The organism is Desulfovibrio desulfuricans (assembly GCF_024460775.1).
Taxonomy (GTDB): domain Bacteria; phylum Desulfobacterota; class Desulfovibrionia; order Desulfovibrionales; family Desulfovibrionaceae; genus Desulfovibrio; species Desulfovibrio desulfuricans_E.
In genome coordinates, this window is record NZ_JANFYZ010000003.1 from 119,293 (window position 1) to 142,407 (window position 23,115).

A 23,115-nucleotide genomic window follows, 5' to 3' on the forward strand; every position below is an offset into this window, starting at 1 on the left:
CTGGGGAGTATACGGGGGCAAGGCGGCAAAGCGCGGCAGGGGATCGGGAGGGAAGACCTTGCCCTGTTGAAGACAAGGCCGCACAACGTCCCCAGCGCATGCGCAGATGCAGCGGCAAACGCAGTTCCAGGCGCAACCGATGGCAGACCGCAGGCTGGCATAATTGCGCAGACGGTTTGGGTAACAGCCTCGCCAGCTCTTTCCATTGGCATGGTACGACCGTTGCGAACAGGCCAGAAGTCTCGCAGACCCAGTTCGCCAGACCCCCGCCGCGCGGCGGAACCACCGGGAGTCTGCCCGAAGTATGCATGCCGTCAGGCGCAAGCGGGAGTGCGCGAGCGCAGAGCCCGCCTGGCCGAAAGCAACAAAAACAGTGCCTTTAAGGCAAAGAAATGACGTTAATCGCCGCGAAGGTGTTCGTCTTCTTCCTGTTTGGCTTTGCAGTTGATGCACAAACGCGTCACAGGCCGGGCCTTGAGACGGGGAACGCTGATGTCGTCGCCGCAGTCTTCACAAATCCCGTAGGTGCCATCGTCAATGCGGGTAAGGGCTGCCTGGATCTTGCGGATCAGGCGGCGCTCACGGTCACGGATGCGCAGGGTAAAGGCCCTGTCGGATTCTGCAGTGGCGCGGTCAGCCGGGTCGGCAAACACTTCGTTGCTATCCGTCAGTTCTTCCAGGGTGCTGTCACCCTTCTGCTTCGCTTCTTCAAGCATGTCGGAAAGAAGCTTGCGAAAGTATTCCAAATCCTTGTGATCCATTTAAATCCTCCGGCGGACGCCGCTGGGGGGCGCATGAACGGTCTACTAATAGGCCTTGCAGGAACATGCATGGAGCAAGCAATTCGCACCGCATATCCTGCGTTGGCCAGCCATGCGGCGGCATGGCCCGCTCAGAGCACCTCTCAATGAAAATGCTCTTTTGATGCAATGGACTCATATAGCTACATGCGCAATCTTTGTAAAGCTGTGCCCTCAAGATTACGCAAAGCATGCACTTTGGCGACTGGCGCAAACAGAAACCCCGGTGAAACCGGGGCCTAAGGTGTCATAAAAGCACAACAATAAGAAGTTATGGTGAACGTTGCGTGCCAATCAGACACCAGTTGGATCGTCTTCCCGTCCGGCTTCAAGTCGCTCGGCCTCGTAGCGGGCTTCGCGTGCTGCTGCCTTGGCGGCATCCTGTGCGGCCTGCCGTTCGCGCGCTTCAGCGCGGATAACGCCCTTGATCTCGTCCCAGGCGGGTTCGTTCCACAGATCCTCGCAACGCTGCGTGGGAACGGATACATCTGTGAATTCCTCGCCACGGCGGGCGCGCACAAACACATCCCCCCCGGTGGCAACGGCCTTGGGCGCGTAAGAGGCTGTCATCTGGCAGGCGGTGCGCAGCACGTCCTCGGGCCACAAGGCTCCGTTGCGGGCCAGAGCCAGCGGCCCAGGCATGTCGCGCATGCGCAGGACAAGGTCGTCCGGGCCTGCGGCCGCGGCCAGCAGATCATTGTCTGCACTGTTGCGCCCAACGCACAGCCAGTAGTGGTTCTGCCCCTCGCTGTGCCAGAACTGACGCCCAAGATTGGCAAGGGTAAAATCACTGGCGCTCGGCTCCGGCAAGCGCGTAAGCACCAGCCAGTAGCGGCGGGCGTTCTCGCGCTCGGTCAGACGGCAGCCGCCCCCCGGAGTGGGAATTTCCTTGATGCCGTATTCCTTGGCAAGGTTCAGTTGCTCGGTGCGGCCCCTGCCCCAGATGCCCAGCAGGCGCGAGCGATCCACAAGCCCGCTTTCTTCCACAGGGGTTGGCGGTAAATGCTTGGCGCACAGTGGCCGCAGCAGGATATCGGCCACGGCGGCATCACGCATGATGACGTTCAGCGTGTCGCGCCGTTGCGACATGGGGCGCTGGCCCAGAACCTCGCCCGAAGCCAGGGCCTTGGCCCCCACGCTTTCCATATATTTGCGGGCCTCACGCAGCAGCAGTATCTTGCAGTCAACGCAGGGGTTCAGCACCTTGCCAAAACCGTGTTCCGGCCTTTGGCGCAGCATGGCGGCAAACTGGGGGCCGACATCCTGAGTAACAATATCAAGATCGTAAGTCTTGCGCCAACGTGCCGCCACTGCTTCGCCGCCAAAGAAGGGCGAATAAAAATGCAGGCAACGCACGGCGAGACCCTGACGTTCAAGCAGTTTTGCTGTGAGCAGGCTGTCGAGCCCGCCGGAAAATAGTACGATGATTTGGGGAGAATCGCTCATGCCCGCGCTTGTACGACAGCAATCGCCCGTGCGCAAGAGGAGCATGCTGCCCTTGCGCGGCTTTTGCCTGCTTGCAATTATCATTATCAGGAATTATACTCAATTATTAACGACACAAGCGCAGGCCCTCCGCCAATCTGGCATTTGCCTTGCCCGCCTTGGTCTGCTACACTGACGCGCTTGAAGATATTTTTACCCGGAGCAATGAGCTATGGCGAAGAAACCGGCCATGAGTCAGGAAAACGCGCGCGCCGAAGCCTTGGGCACCGCACTTGCCACCATCGAACGCAAGTACGGCAAGGGCGCTGTGATGAAGCTTTCCGACGAAGCCCACGTCAATATTCCCGTGATCCCCACAGGTTCCATCGGCCTTGATCTGGCCCTTGGCGTGGGGGGCATTCCGCGCGGGCGCATCAGCGAAATTTTTGGCCCGGAATCTTCGGGCAAAACCACGCTGACCCTGCACATCATCGCAGAATGCCAAAAAATGGGCGGCACCTGCGCCTTTGTGGACGCAGAACATGCCCTTGACGTTTCTTACGCCAAGCGGCTCGGCGTCAACACAGACGAGCTGCTCATCTCGCAGCCCGACTACGGCGAACAGGCACTGGACATTGCCGACATGCTCGTGCGTTCCGGCGCTGTTGACCTTGTGGTGGTTGACTCCGTAGCCGCGCTTATCCCGCAGGCCGAACTGGAAGGCGACATGGGCGAATCACAGGTAGGCGGTCACGCCCGCCTCATGTCGCATGCCATGCGCCGCCTCACCGGCACCATCCATAAATCGCGCACGTCCGTCATCTTCATCAACCAGATCCGCATGAAGATCGGCGTGACCGGCTACGGCAGCCCCGAAACCACCACTGGCGGCAACGCGCTCAAGTTCTATTCTTCCGTGCGGCTGGACATCCGCCGCATCCAGACCCTTAAGGACAAGGAAGAATCCTTCGGCTCGCGCACCAGGGTCAAGGTGGTCAAAAACAAGGTTGCCCCGCCCTTCCGCAGCGCCATTTTTGATATCCTGTATGGTCAGGGCATTTCGCGCTCCGGCGAGCTGCTTGACCTCGGCATTGAAGCCAAGATCATCGATCAGAGCGGCTCGTGGTTTGCATTTGGCAGCGAAAAGCTCGGCCAGGGGCGTGAAAAAGTACGCGCGCTGCTGGACGAAAATCTTGATCTGCGCAACCAGATTGAAGCCAAGGTTGTGGAATTCTTGGGATTGAACCCCAAGGAATTCACGCCCACAGTGGAAGACCTGGACGAAGGGGAAGCCCCCGCGCCCACTTACGAATAAAGGCCATTTTTTACCTGCGACCGCGCGCCTCGGTGGTGCGCGGTCGTTGTTCGCGCAGACCCCATTACGGAGCCAGTAAATGCTCACCGCCAAAGAAATCCGCAGCCGCTACCTCGAATTTTTCAAACGCCACCAGCATGAAATTGTCGAATCCGGCCCCATCATTCCGCCCAACGACCCCACCCTGCTGTTCACCAATGCTGGCATGGTGCAATTCAAAAAGCTCTTTCTTGGCGAGGAAAAGCGCGCATACAGCCGCGCCACCACCTGCCAGAAATGTCTGCGCGTTTCGGGCAAGCACAACGACCTTGAAAACGTGGGCCGCACCGCGCGCCACCACACGTTTTTTGAAATGCTGGGCAACTTTTCTTTCGGTGACTATTTCAAGCGCGAAGCCATCACCTGGGCCTGGGAATTTGTAACCAAGGAGCTTGAACTGCCCAAGGAAAAGCTCTGGGTCACAGTGTTCCGCGAGGACGACGAAGCTGCGGCCATCTGGGCCGAGGTTGCCGGTCTGCCCGCCGACCGCATCGTCCGTATGGGCGAAAAAGACAACTTCTGGACCATGGGCGATACCGGCCCCTGCGGCCCCTGTTCCGAAATTTATGTGGATCAGGGCGAAGACATGTCTTGCGGGCCGGACTGCGGCATCGGCAAGTGCGACTGCGACCGGTTCCTTGAAATCTGGAACCTCGTGTTCACCCAGTTTGACCAGTCTGCCGACGGCACCCGCGTGGCTCTTGCCAATCCCAACATTGATACGGGCATGGGCCTTGAACGCATGGCCGCCGTTGCGCAGGGCAAGCGCTCCAACTTTGACTGCGACCTGTTTCAGGAAATCATCCAGTACGCCGCATCGCTTGCCAATGTGAGCTACAGCTTCAGCGCGCCCGACACCAACGATGTGGATACGGCCCTGCGCGTCATTGCCGACCACAGCCGCTCGGCGGCCTTCCTTGTGGCTGGGGGCGTGCTGCCCTCCAACGAGGGCCGTGGCTATGTGCTGCGTCGTTTGATTCGCCGCGCCCTGCGCTTTGCCACGCTCATTGGCGTGAACGAACCCTTCATGTACAAGGTGGCCCGCAAGGTTACGGAAGTGATGGGCGACGCCTATCCCGAACTGACCGAACATGCCGACTTTATCGCCCGCGCAGTGCATGAGGAAGAACAGCGTTTCTCCCTCACCCTGCAAAAGGGTCTGGAGCTTCTGGATGAAGAACTGGCGACCCTCAAGGCAGCCGGGCAGACGCAGATTCCCGGTGAGTTCTGCTTCAAGCTGTACGACACCTACGGCTTCCCGCTCGATATCGTGACCGACGTTGCTGAAAAGCGCGGCTTCACCGCTGACGCCAAGGGCTTTGAAAAGCACATGGGCGAACAGCGCAAGCGCGCCCGTGAACATCAGAAAAAGGGCGGCCTGCTGGGCCAGGCTGACGGCGCAAACGTGTTCAAGCCCCTGCTGGACGCTGGCGTAACCAGTACCTTTGTGGGTTATGAACGCCTGACCGAAACCAGCCCCCTGACCCTGCTGCTCAATGCCGCTGGCGAGGAAGTGGCCGACCTCGGCGAGGGCGATACCGGCTACGCCATTACCGCTGCCACGCCTTTTTACGGCGAGGGCGGCGGTCAGGCTGGCGACATGGGCACGCTGGCAAGTACCTCCGGCGAGGCGCGGGTGCTGACCACCCACAAGCCTGCCCCCACCCTGCTGGTGCATGAGATTGAAGTGACCAAGGGCGAGCTGCACAAGGGCGGCGACGCCACCCTCAAGGTGGACGCCGACCAGCGCAAATCCACGGCCCGCAACCACACCTGCACCCACCTGCTGCACGCCGCCCTGCGCCGCGCGCTGGGCACCCATGTGAAGCAGGCCGGTTCGCTGGTTGACCCGCACCGCCTGCGTTTTGACTTTTCGCACATTGCGGCCCTCACGCCCGAAGAACTGGCGGCGGTGGAGCGCGACGTGAACCGCGCCATCATGGCCGACCTGCCTGTGGCCGCCAGGGAAATGCCCGTGGCCGAAGCCATGGCAACCGGAGCAATGGCCCTGTTTGGCGAAAAATATGGCGATATTGTGCGCGTGCTCACAGTTTCCGGCGCGGAAAAAGGCGAACCTGAATCCGTGGAACTGTGCGGCGGCACACACCTTGAGCGCACCGGCGAGGCCGGGGCCTTCATGATCGTTTCCGAGAGCGGCGTGGCCGCCGGCACGCGGCGCATCGAGGCCGTAACCGGCTGGAACGCCTATGCCCAGGCTGTTGAGCAGCGCGCGGAACTTGCCGCGCTTTCGGGCATACTCAAGGCGCGCCCCGGGCAGTTGGCCGAACGCGTGACCGCCCTGCAAGGCGATGTGAAAAAGCTGCGCAAGGCCTCGGAAAAGGCCGCCGCCGCTCCTGCCACCGGGGCCGATCTGGCCGCCCGCGCGCAGGACGTCAACGGAGTGCGCATGCTGGCCGCCAAACTTGACAATGTTCCTGTGAAAGCCCTGCGCGAAGTCATGGACGATGTGCGCTCGCGCCTTACCGACAATGCCGTTGTCTGCCTGGCAACGGCTGAAGACGGCAAGGTGGGGCTTTTGCTTTACGTTTCCAAAGACCTGCACGGAAAATTCACTGCTCCCGCGCTTATCAAGGACGTAGCCGCTCCCTGCGGTGGCTCCGGCGGCGGCAGACCCGACCTGGCTCAGGCGGGCGGCACAAAGGCCGATGGTATTGACGAGGCCTTTGCCGTGCTGAAACAACGCATCGAACAATAAGGACAAGGCCATGATAGGCATTTCCAAGCTGTATTGCGGACAGGTCGAGCCTTCCGACGCCCTGCGTTACGGACGCGAATCTGGCAAGCTGCCCTCGCACCTGTTGCAGTTCTCCAAAGATAAAAAGCCCGTTGTGGTCTGGAACATGACCCAGCGCTGCAACCTCAAATGCGTGCATTGCTACGCCCACGCCATTGAGGTTGACGGCTCGGACGATATCAATACCGAGCAGGCCAAGACCATGATCGATGATCTGGCGGCCTACGGCGCGCCGGTCATGCTGTTCTCTGGCGGCGAACCGCTGGTGCGCAAGGATCTGGTGGAGCTTGCCAGCCACGCCACCTCCAAGGGCATGCGCGCGGTTATTTCCACCAACGGCACGCTTATCACCAAGGAAAAGGCCCGCGAACTCAAGGAAGTGGGGCTTTCCTACGTTGGCATTTCGCTGGACGGCATGGAAGCAGTGCACGACAAGTTTCGCGGCGTGCCCGGTGCTTTCAAGAAAGCGCTCGAAGGCATTGCCAACTGTCAGGCCGAAGGCCTCAAGGTGGGCCTGCGCTTTACCATCAACAAGCGCAACGTGTCTGAAATTCCCGGTATCTTCCGCCTGCTCAAGGATCTGGAAGTACCCCGCGCCTGCTTCTACCATCTGGTGTACTCTGGCCGTGGTTCCGAACTGATCAAGGAAGATCTGGATCATGCCGAAACCCGCCACGTGCTCGATCTTATCATGGACGAAACCCGCGCCCTTTTTGACGCCGGCAAGCCCAAGGAAATCCTCACTGTCGACAACCACGCCGATGGCCCCTACGTGTGGATGCGCATGAAGCGCGAAGATCCCAAGCGTGCCGAAGAAGTGTTTGAACTCTTGCAGTATAACGAGGGCAACAGCTCTGGTCGCGGTATCGGCTGTATTTCGTGGGACGGCAAGGTTCACGCCGACCAGTTCTGGCGCGACCACACCTTTGGCAACGTGCTGGAACGCCCCTTCTCGCAGATTTGGGACGACCCGCAGATCGAACTGCTGCACAAGCTCAAGGACAAAAAGACCCACGTCAAGGGCCGTTGCGCCAAGTGCCAGTTCCTGAACATCTGCGGCGGCAACTTCCGCGCCCGTGCCGAAGCCTACTACGGCGACGAATGGGCTCAGGACCCTGCCTGCTATCTGACTGATGAGGAAATCGGCATTAAGTAGCGCTCCGGCGCAGCCCTTTTTCCGCTGAATGTGCAAGCATGGCGGCGCGCCCCGGTCGTAGCCCGCTACGTTCCGCCCAGGCGCGCCGCTTGTTTTTTATACGGACACAAGGGCATACTGACACTGCGCAAAGCACCCTGCTGCCGCTGCCCAAGCAGCAGGCACAGCAGCCGCGTCTTTGCATACATAACAACTACTGCATCACCGGCAGCATTGCCGCACAGGCTGGCCAAGCACCGACCTGCAACTCGCAGAATAAAGGACAACAGCCATGACCACATTCCATAGAGGCCGCCGCCTTCGCGCCACCCCGGAACTGCGCTCCCTAGTACGCGAAACCCCGCCCCTTCTGGTTGAAGACTGCATCATGCCCTATTTCGTTGTGGAAACTGACGACAAGGGTTTTCGTAAAGAAATAGGCTCCATGCCCGGCCAGTTCCAGCTCAGCCTTGCAGAGCTGGAAAAGCAGGTGGAAAAGGCCGTGGATACGGGCCTGAAATCCGTCATTCTTTTCGGCATTCCCGAACTCAAGGACGAATACGCCGCCGACGCTTACGCCGAAGACGGCATCGTGCAGGAGGCCGTGCGTCTGCTCAAGCACCGCTGGCCCAAGCTTTACGTCATCACTGACGTCTGCCTGTGCGAATACATGAGCCACGGCCATTGCGGCGTGCTCATGCCCTCTGGCGAAGTGAACAACGACGCCACCCTGCCCCTGCTTGCCAAAACAGCGGTGAGCCATGCCGCGGCAGGCGCGGACATGGTTGCCCCTTCCGACATGATGGATGGCCGGGTAGCCGCCATCCGCGAGGCGCTTGACGAAGGCGACCTTACGGCAACGCCCATCATGTCTTATGCCGTCAAATACGCCTCAGCTTACTACGGCCCCTTCCGCGAAGCGGCGGAAAGCGCCCCGGCCTGCGGCGACCGCAAATCCTACCAGATGGACCCGGCCAACGCCCGCGAAGCCCTGCTTGAGGCCTTTGCCGACCTTGAAGAAGGCGCGGACGCCCTGATTGTGAAGCCCGCCGGGCCTTACAGCGACATCATCCGCACCGTGCGCGACAACACCAGCGTGCCCCTGTGCGCCTATCAGGTGAGCGGCGAATACGCCATGATCCGCGCGGCTGGCCTCAACGGCTGGATTGACGAGCGCGCCGTCATGCTGGAATCCCTCACGGGCCTGAAGCGCGCCGGAGCGGACATGATCATCACCTACTTTACAGAAACCATCCTGCGCGAAGGACTGGCACGATAATGAGCAATCACCCTCACAATATGGGGCACCCCGGCGGGCATCCCGCTGGTCATCCGAGCGGACACCCGGGCGGGCACCCCGCAGGCGCTGCGGGCAACCCTTCTTCCGGACATCCCGACGGCATATCAGCCCCCCTGCGCACCCTTGAAGACGGCAGCCCCGCCTGTCGCCTCATCGCCTGGGAAGTGACCCGCTCCTGCAACCTGGCCTGCAAGCACTGCCGTGCCGAGGCCCACACGGAGCCATACCCCGGCGAGCTTTCTACGGAAGAAGCCAAGGCGCTCATCGATACCTTCCCGCAGGTGGGCAAGCCTATCATCATCTTTACTGGCGGCGACCCCATGATGCGGGCCGATGTGTACGAGCTGGTGGCCTATGCCCACAGCAAGGGCCTGCCCTGCGCCTTTTCGCCCAACGGCACCCTCATAACCCCCGAAAACGCGCAAAAAATCAAGGATGCCGGGGTCAACCGCTGCTCCATTTCCATTGACGGGCCGGACGCCGCCAGCCACGACAGCTTCCGGGGCGTGCCCGGCGCGTTTGAAGCTTCGCTGCGCGGCATTGAATACCTCAAATCCGTGGGCGTGCCCTTTCAGATCAACACCACGGTCACGCGCAACAATCTGAGCAGCTTCAAAAAAATATTCGAGCTGTGCGAGCGCATCGGCGCAGCCGCATGGCACATCTTTTTGCTGGTGCCCATGGGCCGCGCCTCCGGCCTGGCCGATCAGGTCATCACCGCGCAGGAATACGAAGACGTGCTGCACTGGCTGTATGATTTTCGCAAGAGCACCAGCATGCACCTCAAAGCCACCTGCGCGCCGCACTACTACCGCATCATGCGCCAGCGCGCCAAGGAAGAAGGCATCAGCGTAACACCCGAAACCTTCGGTATGGACGCGCTCACGCGCGGCTGCCTTGGCGGCACGGGTTTTTGCTTTATCAGCCACGTGGGGCAGGTACAGCCCTGCGGCTACCTCGAACTGAACTGCGGCAACGTGCGCGAAATGCCCTTTCCGCAGATATGGCGCGAGAGCAAATACTTTTTGCAGTTCCGCGACCAGTCCTGCTACACGGGCAAGTGCGGCGTGTGCGAATACCACAAGGTCTGCGGCGGCTGCCGCGCCCGCGCCCACAGCATGGACGGCGACCACATGGGTGAGGAACCCCTGTGCACCTATATTCCGGCCAAACTGCGCCGCAAGGAAAACCCCTGAGCCACACGAGGAACGCCATGACGCAGCCCACGGCCCACGCGGCCACCTCTGCCACCACTGAAACGCTGATGGACAGCGTTGACCGCCAGCTGCTGGATATCATCCAGACAGGCTTTCCCCTCACCCCGCGCCCCTATGCAGATTTGGGCCAGATGCTTGGCATCGGTGAGGAAGAAGCGTTCGAACGTGTGCGCGGCCTCAAAGCCCGCAAGATCATCCGCCGTCTGGGGGCCAACTTCCAGTCGGCCAAGCTGGGCTTTGTGTCCACCCTGTGCGCCGCCAAGGTACCAACCGAAAAGATGGACGACTTTGTGGCCCGGGTAAACGCCTGCCCCGGCGTGACGCACAACTACCTGCGCGAGCATGCCTACAACATCTGGTTCACGCTTATCAGCCCCTCGCGGGAGGAAAGCCAGGCCACGCTTGATGCCCTCACCGAGGCCACCGGCATTGCCATTCTTAACCTGCCTGCCACCAAACTGTATAAAATCCGTGTGGATTTCCGCATGGATGCAGACGCCTGAAATACTACCGCCCTTTGAAAACAGAGCCGGTGCTTTCGATTTTTCCGAAGGCACCGGCTTTTTCACGCATACTGGCTTTGATTACCGCGCCATGAGCGCAAACACGCCCCAGCCAAGGTACTCGCGCGTATACATGGCGTAACGCTTTGGCTCGCTGGTCAACTGGCTGCGAATTTCTTTGGCAAACTCGTCATCCGGGTTCGCCTCAAGCCACCGCCGCATGGTCAGCCACTTGGCAGCTTCGTACCTGTCCCAGCCATCCTGATTTGCCAGAACCATTTCCACAACATCATAGCCAAGGTTGCCAAAGGATTCGATGAGTCCGGGCAGGGGGAGAAAGTCGGCAATGGCAGTTGCTCCGCAGCCTCTGGCAACGTCTTCCGTGGGCGGCATACAGCGCCAGTACGGCTCGCCCATGAGGATAATCCCGCCGGGGCAAAGGCTTTGCGTCAAAAGCTCAATGGTGCCCGCAACGCCGCCGCCTATCCAGGTGGCACCAACACAGGCGGCCAGATCAACCCTTTCAGCCGCAACGTAGCCTGCGGCGTCGGAATGGACAAACTCCACCTGACCGGCAACGCCCAGCTCTTGCGCGCGGAGCCGTGCCTGCCCGCAAAACAACGGGCTCATGTCTATGCCAAGGCCTGTAATGCCGTAGTCACGCGCCCATGTGCAGAGCATTTCGCCAGAACCGCTGCCAAGGTCGAGCACACGGGTTCCCGGTTTGAGCCGCAACGCCGCGCCGAGGGTAGCAAGCTTTTCTGAAGTATACGGATTATGGATGCGGTGTTCGCCTTCCGTGATGGTGAAAATACGGGGGATGTCCAACACTGTAGCCTCCTTGCAATGTTTCATGCACCGCAATATGGGGTGGCCTGTGCCACCAGCCAGTCGCTCCTGCATCTTGCAATAAAAAGATAAAGGTATTTTTTCTTCTGCTGGTTATGCAGTCATGATGCCGTGTCGGCATATACCGCACGCGCCACATGCAAACGCATGCTATGCTGCACCAACAGCAAAAGCATTCTACTTATTGCTTCAGAAATGAATAACCGCCACGCGCATTCCCATATGGCATCAGACACCGATTACGCATGAATCACTGCCGCACCCAATGAAGTCCCTGCCGCTAAATTCTGCTGCAACCGGAGTTGGAACAACGTTCCCTGGGCTGGCACGCACAAGCGCGCAAAAAGATCGCAAAGCGGGGGCGCACTGCCTGCTTGCCATAACTGCCCATCTTTAGTACACAAGCATTGCGTTGTTCCATTTAGCAAATCTCTAAACTTTTTCTCGTGGCTTTCCTCAACACATACGCCCGCGACCCCACGGCCCAGCCGTTGCAGCCGCGTAGCGCAGCGCACTTGAGGCTTGACGTCCAGCCAACGCATAAGGACTGTGCATGACCAGCACCCGTCGTTTTTGCCTGCCGCTCCGCACGCTCTTTGCTATCGCCGCCCTGCTTTGTGCAGCTCTTCTGTCACACCCAGGCGCTGCTGTTTCGGCCCCGGCCATTCCGCCGCAAAGCTCCCTTGGCGTATGCTCAGCCATTTTGTACGACCTTGACCGCGACGCCATACTGTTTGAGCAAAATGCCGACCAGCGCATTCCCCCTGCCTCGCTGACCAAGATCATGTCCATGTTTCTTGCCATGGATCAGATCAACTCCGGCCTGGCCCGCATTGACAATACCACTACGATCAGCCGCAATGCGGCCCGCACCGGCGGCTCGCGCATGGGCCTCAACGAGAACGAACAGGTTACGCTTGACCAGCTCCTTACGGGCATGGCTGTTTCTTCCGGCAACGACGCCAGCACGGCCATGGCCGAATATGTGGGCGGCTCCGTGCCCGCGTTCATCAACATGATGAACGCCAAGGCCCGCGATCTGGGCATGCGCGACAGTTACTTTGTCAATCCGCACGGTCTCCCGGCCAAGGGGCAGTACACCACCGCGCGCGACATGCTGACCCTTGCCCGCGCCTATCTGCATGCCTACCCCGATGCGCTGCGCTTCCATAACACCCATGTGCTGAACTACCGGGGCCGCGTCACCTGGAACAAAAATCCCCTTCTTGGGCAGTACCCTGGCGCGGACGGCCTTAAAACCGGCTGGATCAACGCCTCGGGCTACAATCTGGTTTTTACGGCGCTCAAGGGCGACAAACGCCTTCTGGCCGTTATCATGGGCGCGCCCGATTCGCAGATCCGCAGCATTGAAGCCTTCCGCCTGCTGGATGCCGGTTTTGAGGTATGCAACAACGAGGCCCCCACTGTGCTGGCCGCTCTGGACACCTTGCCGCGCGAAAAGTATCACCCCGACATCCGCAAAAATGCCCGCGAGGCATACCATCAGTTTGCCGGAAACGACCGGGGCGAGGGTGCCCAGACTGTACATCGCGCCAAGGCCACCAACCACAGCAAGCAGGCCAAGGCAACCAGGACGGCCAAGAACAAAAAGAAGAACGTGGAAAAAGTCGCCCGCCATCGCAGCAATGACAATGACGGGCAGGCAGCCCGCCGCGTTGCCAACAACGCCAGCTAGGACGCAGCGCAGATTTACAAAAGCGCCCGTGGGCATATGCTCACGGGCGCTTTTGTATGCAGCAATATCCCAGAGATAAGTATGCTAGCCCCTGTCCAGCACTCGGAGCGACACGGCTTCGGCCAGATGCCGCGTGGCAATGCTGGCGGCATCGTCCAGATCGGCAATGGTCCGGGCCATGCGCAGCACTCTGGCGCATGCCCGCGCGGAAAGGGAAAGACGGTTGACCGCAGCCTCCATCAAGGCATGGCCTTCGGCATCCAGCGCGCAATGCTGGTCGAGCAGCACGCCGGAAAGTTCCGCATTGCAGCGTGGCCCATCGCTGCCGTAGCGCACCCGCTGGGTTGCCCGAGCCTTGAGCACGCGTTCGCGCATCTGGGCGGACGAAGCGCCGCTGCCTGTACCGCGAAAATCCGCATAGGCCACGGCAGGCACTTCCACATGTACGTCAATGCGGTCCAGCATGGGGCCGGAAAGGCGTGACTGATAGCGCACCCGCTGTTCCTCGCGGCAAGTGCACTGGTGCGTGGGATCACCGTAATAGCCGCAGGGGCAGGGATTCATGGCCGCCACCAGCATGCAGGCCGCGGGAAAGCTCACACTGTGCGCGGCGCGTGCAATGGCCGCCACGCCGCCTTCCAGAGGCTGACGCAAGGCCTCAAGGGCTGTCTTGCGAAATTCCGGCAGTTCGTCCAGAAACAACACCCCCCGGTGGGCAAGACTCACCTCGCCTGGGCGCGGATAGCCCCCGCCGCCCACCAGCGCCACATCGGATATGGTGTGGTGCGGCGCGCGAAAGGGCCGCACCCGCATAAGCCCGGCCTCGGGCGGCAGCTTGCCCGACACGCTGTAAATCTTGGTGACTTCCAGGGATTCTTCAAAGTCCAGCGGAGGCAGAATAGTGGGCAGGCGCTGGGCCAGCATGGTTTTGCCACTGCCGGGCGGGCCGATGAGCAGCACGTTGTGGCCGCCAGCCGCAGCCACTTCCAGCGCACGTTTGGCGGCCTCCTGGCCTTTGACTTCGGCATAATCCTGCCTGTAGGCAGGTGCTTCAAGCATATCGGCCACGGGTTCGCTCAGCGGTTCCAGCGGCTCCGCGCCAGCCAGAAAGGCCGCGCAACGGCCAAGCCCCTCGGGCGCAAACACCTTGAGCCCGCGAACCACCGCAGCTTCCGCGCCGTTGCCGGGAGGAACCACCAGACCTGCGGCTCCCTGCTGGCGCGCCAGCAGGGCCAGAGGCAGCACGCCGCTCACCGGGCGCAACGCCCCGTTGAGCGAAAGTTCGCCCGCAAGATACATTCCCTGTAAAGGTTCAGCAGGTATAATGCCCGCAGCTGCCAGCAGCCCAACGGCCAGCGGCAGGTCATAACTTGCGCCGCTCTTACGCCGCCAAGCCGGGGCAAGGTTTACCGTAATCCGCGCCGGGGGCAGCTTGAAGCCGCAGGCACGCAAGGCGGCAAAGACCCTGTCCTTGGCCTCGCGCACCGCTGTTTCCGCCAGCCCCACCATGGTGAAGCCGGGCAGCCCCTGCCGCACGAAGTCCACTTCCAGTTCCACGGGGTAGGCATCCACACCCTCAACCCCGCCGCTGTTCAAACGGACAACCATGCGTTCTCCTTGACCCTGCAAATGATAAGCGGCGCGGATTATTGCATCTACCCGCGCCGCAAAAATCTTGCCGTCAGGCGCACCGGGCAAATCCCGTCGCGCCTGCAAGCAGAATGTACCGCCAGATGCTATTGCACGGCCTTGCCGATGCGATCCCAGCGGATATCGCCCAGACCGCCCCACGACCAATAGATGCGCCAGGCTTTGGCGCGTATGGCGCTACGGTCCACAAGGCCCCAAAAGCGCGAATCCATCGAGTTGTCGCGGTTATCGCCCATGACAAAATACTTGTCTGCGGGTACGGTGATCGGGCCGAAATTGTCGCGCACCGGCTGGATGCGGTCAGGCTCCGTAAAGCGAATGTAGGATTCCTTTACCGGCTCGCCGTTGCGGAACAACTGTTTGTTGCGCACCTCAATGGTGTCGCCGGGCGTACCAATGATGCGCTTGATGTAGTCCACGCTGGGATCATTGGGGTATTCAAAAATGATAATGTCGCCCTTGACCGGATCGCTCCCCTTGTAAATGTAGGAGTGGGTAAAGGGAATCTTGACGCCGTAGGAAAACTTGCTTGCCAGCAGGTGATCGCCCACAAGCAGGGTTTTAACCATGGATTCCGAAGGAATCTTGAATGCCTGCACCACAAAGGTGCGGATGACCAGAGCCAAAATGAGCGCGACGAACAGAGCTTCGCCATATTCCCGCCACAGGGGTTTGGGGGGGCGCTGTGATTGCAGAAGCATTGCCATGTGCGAATATTCCTCATGTGCCCTTGGGGCTGGTGAGCGTTACATTTTCGGTCGCAAAGTATGCCCTGATGCGAAAGTAAAGGCAAGGAGCAGTGCTTCTTCTCCCCGCGGTCCAGCAAAAAACAGGCCCCCGCCCGGCATCATCCGGAACAGGAGCCTGTTCAGCAATCACAGTGCGTTGCCGTTATGTGGCCTGGAGCAGGCTGCCCTTGCAAGGCTCGGCTGCCCGCGCGAATCTTGCAAATCCGCGCCGCAAAACACTCTACTGAAGGCGCAGGGCAAAGTTGACCACAAAGCACAGGGCAATGATCAGCATCACCACGTTAAGATCCTTGAAACGCCCAGAAAGCACCTTGATGCCGACCCAGCTCACAAAGCCAAAGCCAAAACCCGTGGCGATGTTGAAGGTAAGCGGCATGCTGATGATGGTCAAAAAGGCGGGCAAGGCAACGGTAAAGTCCTTGAACTTGATGCGCCCCACTTCCTGCATCATCATGGCGCCCACGATGATCAGCACCGGGGCCGTGGCATAGGCAGGCACCATACTCACCAGCGGCGCAAAGAACAGGGTGAGGAAAAAGAGCACGGCAATGGTCACGGCTGTCAGGCCGGTGCGGCCGCCCTCGGCCACGCCTGCGGCGCTTTCCAGATAGCTGGTGGCGGTGGTCGCGCCCATGACGGCGCTGGACATGGTGGCAATGGAGTCGGAAATCAGGGCCTTGTCCAGATTTTCGATGTGGCCGTCTTCACGGATGAATCCGGCCTTCTGCGAAAGGCCGATCAGCACGCCCATGTTGTCGAACAGGTCAACCATGGTCAGGGTAAAGATGATGGAGATCAGGCCGTGGTGCAGCGCGCCCTTGAGATCCATCGCCATGAAGGTCTCGGTAGGCAGGGGCAGGGCGGCGTTGAAAATGCTGCCCTGCGGCATCTGCGACACGCCAAGCATCATACCAGCGGCGGCAATAACCACAATGCCGATGATCATGGCGCCGGGCACGCGCAGGGAAAGCAGTGCGCCGATGAGGAAAATGCCTGCCACAGAAAGCAGGGTCTTGGGATCGCCAAGGTTGCCCAGCGTCACAAAGGTGGCGGGGCTGGCGGCCACAAGGCCACAGCTCTTCATGCCGATAAAGGCGATGAATGCGCCAATACCCACAACAATGGCGTACTTGAGATCCATTGGGACGGCATTGATGATAAGCTGGCGCACCTTGGTGACGGTAAGCAGCAGAAAGACCACGCCGGAGATAAACACAGCGCCGAGGCCGGTCTGCCATGTATAGCCCGCCGGGCCGCAAACGTAGTACGCAAAAAAGGCCGTGATGCCGAGGCCGGGCGCGACGCCCACGGGGAACTTGGCCCACAGGCCCATGATCAGCGTGGCGATGACGGTAATCCAGATGGTGGCCGCCACGGCGGAATCCTTGGGCATACCGGCGTCAGCAAGCATGCCGGGAACCACAAAAATCAGATAGCACATGGCCATAAAGCTGGTGAGTCCGGCCAGCATTTCACGCCGGACCGTGCTGCCTCTGGCCGCAGGATTAAACATTTTTTCCAGTATGCCCATGACATCCTCCTCTTGTTGCCGCACCGCGCGCCCAAAATATCGAGTTGTTTTGCGCCGGGGCAGCAGCCCCCATGCCGTTAATCGCCTCTTCGGTCTGCCCTTTGCAGCGCTGCCGCTTGCGGCCATCGCTCCGGGCTTCGCCCCTTGCTTGCGCCCAGGGTTGTACCTGAACCACAGACGGGGCGGCCTACCCCTCTACCGCCAAATTCTGTTTATTTTATAGAAAGCGCGGCGAAATCAGTATGTTTCGCCGCCTGTTCGCATTGTTTGCCCGAGACAGCAGGCAACGGGCAAATATTCTACCCCAGAAAGGCTCGTATACCCGTAAAGATCACCTGCGCCGCAATGGCTGCCAGCAGAAGCCCCGTCAACTTGGACAGCACGGCAATGCCCGTGCGGTGCAGGGCGCGCACCACGCCATCGGCCATGCGCAACAGCACAAACATGCCAAAGGCCGCGGCCAGCAGCGAAAAAACGCCCACCAGCACCTGGTGCATCTCTGTGGCGGACGCGCCCATGACCATCACCGCGCCGATGGAGGCAGGCCCCATGCCAAGCGGTATGGCCAGCGGCACAACGCTGATGTCGCCCTCCTTGCCGGAAAGCGCGTCCTTGCCGTCATCGTTCATGAGGGAAACTGCCGTAAGAAAAAGCAGCACGCCTGCGCCGATACGGAAGGCGTCAAGCGTGAAACCGAAGAGCGAAAACAGGTGCGGGCCAAACAGGAACAGCGTTACGCCGATAAGAAAGATGGCCGCAGAGGCTTTGGCGGCCACCCTGGATTTCTGTTTTTTGTCAAAGCCCTTGGTGCCGCTGATAAAGGCGCTCAGCACCGCAGGGGGCGTCATGAGCGCATAAATTTTGATGCTCGTGCCCACAACTTCAGTAAAAAATTCCATGTGAACTCCACTTCCTGCGCCGGAAGCCTGGCGTTAGAGCAACTGCCGCCCTGCACGAATTGTTGCAAAAATCCGCGCCATAAAATGCTTGCAAGGCAATGCGTCTTGCCCGTTGCCCCAATTGTTGCCATGCAGGACGTTACCCCTGAAGACAGTCTGGAGGCACTGCTGGCAAGCAAACATTTCAAAATGAAAAAACACCAAGGAACAGCGCCGCGAAAGGCCCAAATTTATGAAGGCGGGAGTATGTCATGCAAGAGGCGTCATGTCCATACCGTCAGCCCGCCTGAGCCTGAAATTTCCTACACTGGCGCGCCCTGCACGGCCTGATGCCGGCACGATTTCAAGCACCCGCTGCCAGCATGCCTGCAACATTGATCAATGCTTCAAAAGCAAACAACAGACCCTGCCGTTCCTGCGCGCCACAGGAGCGTGCAAGAACGACAGGGTTTGTCAATTTGAGGCAGGGGCACAAGCCGGGTCAATGCCCCACGCTGACGTCTGTCACCACCTGCCCTTTGGGTTTCACACTGAGGCCGCAGCCGCCAAGATTCAGCAAGGCGGCGCACAGGGCAACGCAAGACAAGAGCAGCGCCAGGCGGCGCAACAGCTTGCGGCCTTTAATCACGGGGTTTCTCCTGAGTAATGCGGGCACCCGCCTGTACATCCTGAGTAATCCACACATTGCCGCCGATGACGGCCCCCTTGCCAACTGTCACGCGGCCAAGAATCGTGGCCCCGGCGTAAACAGTGACGTTATCGCACAGTATGGGGTGCCGGGGATTGCCCTTGGTGAGGGTTCCGTCCGCATTCTTGGGAAAGGAGAGCGCGCCCAGGGTCACACCCTGATACAGGCGGCAGTTACGCCCAATGATGCAGGTTTCGCCAATAACCACGCCTGTGCCGTGGTCGATGAAAAATTCCTCGCCAATGGCCGCACCGGGATGGATGTCGATACCCGTTGTGCCGTGGGCCATTTCAGAAATGATGCGCGGAATGACCGGCACCTTGAGCTTATAAAGTTCGTGAGCGATGCGGTGGTGAAACATGGCCCGCAGCGAAGGGTAGCAAAAAATGGTCTCGCCGGGGCTGGTGGCCGCAGGGTCTCCCTCATAGGCGGCCTTGGCGTCGCCCGCCAGCAAACGGCGTATTTCCGGCAGGCTGTCCATAAAGGCCAAAGCGGCCTGCTGGCCCTCTGTTTCGCACGAGGTGCAGGGGATGCCCAGCCCCTCGCAGCTAAAGCAGAAGCCGCGCACGATCTGCTCGCCCAGCAGACGGTGGATGCTGTCCAGGTTGGCGGCAAGGTGATAGCGCATGGATTCGCGCCGCACTGTGGCCGCGCCAAAATAGCCGGGAAAGATAGCCGCGCGCAGGCGCTCAAGTATTTCGGAAAGCACCGGCAAAGATGGCATGGGCGCGCCCTGCCCCGAGCGGTGCCACACGGTGCTGAGCGAATCTTCTCGGCAGAGGCGTTCAACAACGCTGTCTATGAGGGGCATGCCGGTCGTGGTGATGTCCTGCTTTTTGTTCATGGCAAAATCCTGCGGAAATATTCGGTTGCGCTTGAAACCACAGGCGGCACAGGCCGGCTGCGGGCGTCCCGGTAATTCTTATTAGTCTACATGGAGTTGCCCGCTGCCGCAATGGGCAGCCAGCTCCGCTCCAGAGAATACACAATAAATCAAGCCCTTCGTTAAAACTTTTAACGCAAGCTGGCGTGCCTTATTTCAAACCACCCAACATCCCTTCACAAAAACGCTGCATGCAGAAGAAATATTCCACACGCTGCGCGGCCTAAAAAACACTGGCCCGTTGTTATTCAGTAAGCACGCTCCTGGCATAAGCAAGGCCGCAGCCGCAGCTTAAATCCATAAAACTGTTTTCAGCGGTTATCCCGGCTGTCTTGCCCGCCCTCATTCAGGCAGGTGGACAGACGCGCCGCCGCCATACCCGCAGGCCAGGTGCAGACTCCCAATCACTGAAACATTCCAGCCACAGCCCCCGCACGGGCAAACAAAGCCATGCTCACCGCCTCAAGGTTTGATTACTTCATTTATGCTGTGTTAATTTTTACAACCAGCACGTACGCAATATAAACGCGCAATGGGGCTTCTGCGCAGCGCAACTTCAGAAAAAATACAGCTAACTATCTAAAAAATAATATTATTTCCCATGTGGCATGATTGCTGCTTATTTGTGGGCAATTCGTAACAAGCGCCGCAAGTTCCCGATAAATGACGGCTCAAGTTACGTCAAAACATACAAGTTACGCGCGGAGTGTCCGCGATTTTATTGAATATGTCGTCGCTGCATTGCTGGACGCACATGCCCATCGGCAGGCGTTTGGAAGGTCCCAAAAATTTGCACACCGCGCCAATGCGGTTAGCGAGGAGAAGAAATGCTGACAAAAGAGGATGTTCGCACACATATCGCTTCATTTATCGGTGAAAAAAACATGCTCACCAAGCAGGAAGACCTCGTTTGCTACACCTACAATGCTGGCGGGGCGGCTCCATCGGCCTTTCTGCCCATTCTGGTAGCCTTGCCCGTCACCGCCGAAGAAGTTTCCAAGATCGTCGGCTTCTGCAATGAGCACAAAATCAGCGTGGTTACACGCTCGCAGGGAAGCGGCCTCAGCGTCAACGCCATTACTGAAAGCGACTATTCCATCATTATTTCGCTGCAACGCATGAATTCCATCATCGTGGAGCCGGAAACCCTGATGGCTGTTGTTGGCCCCGGCGCAATCACCGCTGACATCAAAAAAGCCGCCGCCGCGCACAGCCTCATGTACCCGCCGGATCCCGCCAGCTTCACGTTTTCTTCCATCGGCGGCAACGTGGCGACCGATGCAGGCGGCTTGCAGTGCGTCAAATATGGCACCACCAAGAGCTACGTCACAGGCATGCAGGTCGTGCTGGCTTCGGGCGAAATTATCCGCGCTGGCGGCAAGTGCATCAAGGACGTGACCGGCTACAACCTCACCCAGCTCTTCACGGGTTCCGAGGGCACGCTGGGCGTTATTACAGAAATCACCCTAAAGCTCATTCCCCTGCCGCAGGCAAAGCGCGCCATGCGCGTTGCCTTCAACAACATTGAAAACGCCGCCAAGGCTGTTTCTGCAATCATGACCAGCGGCGTTGTGCCCTCCATCATGGAATTTCAGGAACAGACCCTGATCCGCGCTGTTGAAGACTACACCCATGCGGGCCTGCCCGTGGATGCGGGCGCAATGCTGCTCATCGAGGTGGACGGCGATGTCTCCACCCTCAAGCCGCAGGTGGAGGTCATCCGCCGGGTATGCGAACAGCTGGGCATGGTCGATTTTCACGTGGCAGAAACCGCAGAAGAGGCCGAGCAGCTCTGGGTTGCGCGCCGTTCCGGCCTGCCCGCCCTTGCCCGCGTGGCAAAGGGACGCTTGGGCGGCGACCCGGCGGTGCCCATCAACAAGCTTGCCCAGGCCGTGCACATGCTCTTTGAAGTGGGCAAAAAGCACGGCATCAAGGTGAGCTGTCAGGGACATGCGGGCGACGGCAACATTCATCCTCACTTTTTCTTCAATTCTGATGAAGAAAAGAAAACAGCCGCCAAGGCCCGTTCCGAATTCCATTACGAAATCATCAAGATGGGCGGGACAGTTTCTGCGGAACACGGCGTGGGCCGCGAAAAAGCGCCCTACATCACCAAGCAGCTGGGCGAAGCTCAGGTCGGGGCCATGCGGGCCATCAAAAAGGCCCTTGATCCCAACAATATCCTGAATCCTGGCTGCATCTTCGGAGGCCAGGCATGAGCAAGTCCCTGGACGAATTGAAAGCAGCCGCCCTCAAATGCACCCGTTGCGGGCAGTGCCTCACCATCTGCCCGGTTTACGGCAAGACATACGAAGAATCCAATTCTTCACGCGGCAAGCTTTTTCTGCTGCGTTCTCTGGCGGATGGCACGGTAAAGCCCACCAAGGAGCTGATGGAACTGGCTGCCCGCTGCACCCTGTGCATGCGCTGCAAGGCCATCTGCCCTTCCGGCGTCAACACTACCGACCTGATCATGGCCTTGCGCCGCAAGATGGCGGAAGAAGGCCAGTTGCCAGCCGCAAAGAGTATCGCCTTCAAGGCGGTCACCAAGGGGCGGCTGTTTGATATGGCCCTGAGCCACGCCAAACCTTTTCAGTCCATACTCTTCAAAAATACTGAAAACGGCGCGGGCAAGGTTTCACGCATTCCCATCCCCGCCGCAGGGCTGAACCTGCGCCGCGTTGTCCCGGCTCTGGCCGACAAACCGCTGCGCAAGGTCATGCCTGCCGTCAGCAGCCCCAAGGGCTCCGCCCGTGCGCGGGTGGCCTTTTTCCCCGGCTGCATGCTCAACTATGTCTACGTCAATGCGGGCAAAGCCCTCATAGACGTACTGGTGGCCAACGGCGTCGAAGTGCACCTGCTGGACAACCTTCAGTGTTGCGGCACGCCGCTGTTTTCATCCGGCGATTTTGACGGCGCAGCCCTGCTGGCTGAAAACAACGCGCGCATCCTTTCGCGCGGCAGCTTTGACGCCGTCATCACCGGCTGCGCCACCTGCGGTTCGGCCCTGAGCAAGGAATACGGCGAAGTGCTGCAAAACAGCGACGCGCTTTCTGCGTGGGAAGGATTCAAGGACAAGGTCTTCGACTTTTCCGACTTTCTCACCAGGCTTGGCCCTATCCCCTATGTGCAGAACGTCCCCCTCAAGGCGACCTATCACGATGCCTGCCACCTTGTGCGCGGCATGGGCGTATCCAAGCAGCCCCGCAGCCTCATCCGCGCCATACCCGGCCTGCGCTTTGTGGAAATGAGCCGCCCCGATGTCTGCTGCGGTTGCGCGGGCACGTTCAGCGCCACCCACTACGACCTGTCCCAGCAGATTCTGGCGGATAAAACCAGCGACATTCTGTCCACTGGGGCGGATGTTGTCGCCACTGGCTGTTCTGCCTGCAAGATGCAGCTTATCGACGGTTTGAGCCACCGCGGCGCAAACATTCGCGTGCTGCACACTGCCGAACTGCTTGCCAAGGCATATGGCCTGTAACAAGGGCCATGCCGCGTCCCCTACGCGGTATCCCTTGCGGGCATGCTTGCTGTTTCGATTGAGCCATCTGCACAGCGAGCATGCCCGCAGGGGAAACAATATCCAATCAACCGCAGAATATTCATAACACCCTGTTATGTAATTTTTTTGCGGGAATACCGGATCACCCCAATACTTCGCAGCAGGATTCAACGTTA

At 59.6% G+C, this 23,115-nt stretch carries 18 protein-coding genes; 9 read left to right on the plus strand and 9 right to left on the minus strand.

What is annotated here, in order from left to right:
- Window positions 1-398: 398 nt before the first annotated feature.
- Together dksA and NE637_RS04895 are read right to left on the minus strand one after the other, a co-directional pair.
- Complete coding sequence (dksA, locus tag NE637_RS04890; protein ID WP_022659715.1) at window positions 399-761, minus strand: RNA polymerase-binding protein DksA; 363 nt, start codon at window positions 759-761, stop codon at window positions 399-401.
- A 333-nt stretch (window positions 762-1,094) separates the two neighbouring features.
- Window positions 1,095-2,246 (minus strand): adenine nucleotide alpha hydrolase family protein, encoded by a 1,152-nt coding sequence (locus NE637_RS04895; protein ID WP_227118046.1) that lies wholly within the window; start codon window positions 2,244-2,246, stop codon window positions 1,095-1,097.
- A 211-nt stretch (window positions 2,247-2,457) separates the two neighbouring features.
- Between NE637_RS04895 and recA the strand changes: the two genes are divergently transcribed.
- The 6 genes from recA (at window position 2,458) to ahbA (ending at window position 10,489) form a co-directional block, all read left to right on the plus strand.
- The gene (gene recA / locus NE637_RS04900; RefSeq protein ID WP_192112692.1) at window positions 2,458-3,540 is read left to right on the plus strand and encodes a recombinase RecA; all 1,083 of its coding nucleotides are present in this window, start codon (window positions 2,458-2,460) and stop codon (window positions 3,538-3,540) included.
- A gap of 79 nt (window positions 3,541-3,619) precedes the next feature.
- On the plus strand, window positions 3,620-6,295 hold the full coding sequence (gene alaS, locus NE637_RS04905; protein ID WP_227118045.1) for an alanine--tRNA ligase: 2,676 nt from the start codon (window positions 3,620-3,622) through the stop codon (window positions 6,293-6,295).
- A 10-nt stretch (window positions 6,296-6,305) separates the two neighbouring features.
- A complete protein-coding gene (gene ahbC / locus NE637_RS04910; protein ID WP_215648306.1) occupies window positions 6,306-7,490 on the plus strand; it encodes a 12,18-didecarboxysiroheme deacetylase in 1,185 nt (394 codons plus the stop codon).
- Between the two features lie 271 nt (window positions 7,491-7,761).
- A complete protein-coding gene (gene hemB, locus NE637_RS04915; protein ID WP_227118044.1) occupies window positions 7,762-8,748 on the plus strand; it encodes a porphobilinogen synthase in 987 nt (328 codons plus the stop codon).
- On the plus strand, window positions 8,748-9,965 hold the full coding sequence (ahbD, locus tag NE637_RS04920) for a heme b synthase (protein WP_215648302.1): 1,218 nt from the start codon (window positions 8,748-8,750) through the stop codon (window positions 9,963-9,965). The genes hemB and ahbD overlap by 1 nt, the downstream gene beginning before the upstream one ends.
- Before the next feature lie 17 nt (window positions 9,966-9,982).
- Complete coding sequence (gene ahbA, locus NE637_RS04925) at window positions 9,983-10,489, plus strand: siroheme decarboxylase subunit alpha (RefSeq protein WP_306666358.1); 507 nt, start codon at window positions 9,983-9,985, stop codon at window positions 10,487-10,489.
- Window positions 10,490-10,570: 81 nt separating this feature from the next.
- Here ahbA and NE637_RS04930 read toward each other — a convergent pair whose 3' ends face one another.
- Window positions 10,571-11,317, minus strand: a complete 747-nt coding sequence (locus NE637_RS04930; protein ID WP_227118093.1) for an SAM-dependent methyltransferase — start codon at window positions 11,315-11,317, stop codon at window positions 10,571-10,573.
- 574 nt (window positions 11,318-11,891) lie between these two features.
- On the opposite strand from NE637_RS04930, the gene NE637_RS04935 reads away from it, so the two are divergent.
- The gene (locus NE637_RS04935) at window positions 11,892-13,034 is read left to right on the plus strand and encodes a D-alanyl-D-alanine carboxypeptidase family protein (RefSeq protein ID WP_192112686.1); all 1,143 of its coding nucleotides are present in this window, start codon (window positions 11,892-11,894) and stop codon (window positions 13,032-13,034) included.
- 84 nt (window positions 13,035-13,118) lie between these two features.
- Here the strand turns inward: NE637_RS04935 and NE637_RS04940 are convergent, their stop codons facing one another.
- The 6 genes from NE637_RS04940 to epsC all read right to left on the minus strand — a co-directional run bounded on the left by NE637_RS04940 (window position 13,119) and on the right by epsC (window position 19,395).
- The gene (locus NE637_RS04940) at window positions 13,119-14,642 is read right to left on the minus strand and encodes a YifB family Mg chelatase-like AAA ATPase (RefSeq protein WP_227118043.1); all 1,524 of its coding nucleotides are present in this window, start codon (window positions 14,640-14,642) and stop codon (window positions 13,119-13,121) included.
- Between the two features lie 128 nt (window positions 14,643-14,770).
- Window positions 14,771-15,391 (minus strand): signal peptidase I, encoded by a 621-nt coding sequence (gene lepB, locus NE637_RS04945; RefSeq protein WP_192112684.1) that lies wholly within the window; start codon window positions 15,389-15,391, stop codon window positions 14,771-14,773.
- 262 nt (window positions 15,392-15,653) lie between these two features.
- The gene (locus NE637_RS04950; RefSeq protein WP_192112683.1) at window positions 15,654-16,964 is read right to left on the minus strand and encodes an NCS2 family permease; all 1,311 of its coding nucleotides are present in this window, start codon (window positions 16,962-16,964) and stop codon (window positions 15,654-15,656) included.
- A 299-nt stretch (window positions 16,965-17,263) separates the two neighbouring features.
- Window positions 17,264-17,863 carry a MarC family protein gene (locus NE637_RS04955; RefSeq protein ID WP_192112682.1) on the minus strand — a complete coding sequence of 200 codons (600 nt, stop codon included), beginning with the start codon at window positions 17,861-17,863 and terminating at the stop codon, window positions 17,264-17,266.
- 481 nt (window positions 17,864-18,344) lie between these two features.
- Complete coding sequence (locus tag NE637_RS04960; protein WP_192112681.1) at window positions 18,345-18,491, minus strand: hypothetical protein; 147 nt, start codon at window positions 18,489-18,491, stop codon at window positions 18,345-18,347.
- Entirely contained in the window at window positions 18,484-19,395 is a 912-nt protein-coding gene (gene epsC / locus NE637_RS04965; RefSeq protein WP_192112680.1) for a serine O-acetyltransferase EpsC, read from the minus strand. The genes NE637_RS04960 and epsC overlap by 8 nt, the downstream gene beginning before the upstream one ends.
- A gap of 866 nt (window positions 19,396-20,261) precedes the next feature.
- Between epsC and NE637_RS04970 the strand changes: the two genes are divergently transcribed.
- Together NE637_RS04970 and NE637_RS04975 are read left to right on the plus strand one after the other, a co-directional pair.
- Window positions 20,262-21,653 carry an FAD-binding oxidoreductase gene (locus tag NE637_RS04970; RefSeq protein ID WP_192112679.1) on the plus strand — a complete coding sequence of 464 codons (1,392 nt, stop codon included), beginning with the start codon at window positions 20,262-20,264 and terminating at the stop codon, window positions 21,651-21,653.
- Window positions 21,650-22,918, plus strand: a complete 1,269-nt coding sequence (locus NE637_RS04975; protein ID WP_227118042.1) for a (Fe-S)-binding protein — start codon at window positions 21,650-21,652, stop codon at window positions 22,916-22,918. Before NE637_RS04970 ends, NE637_RS04975 begins: the two co-directional genes overlap by 4 nt.
- The last annotated feature ends 197 nt before the right edge of the window (window positions 22,919-23,115 follow it).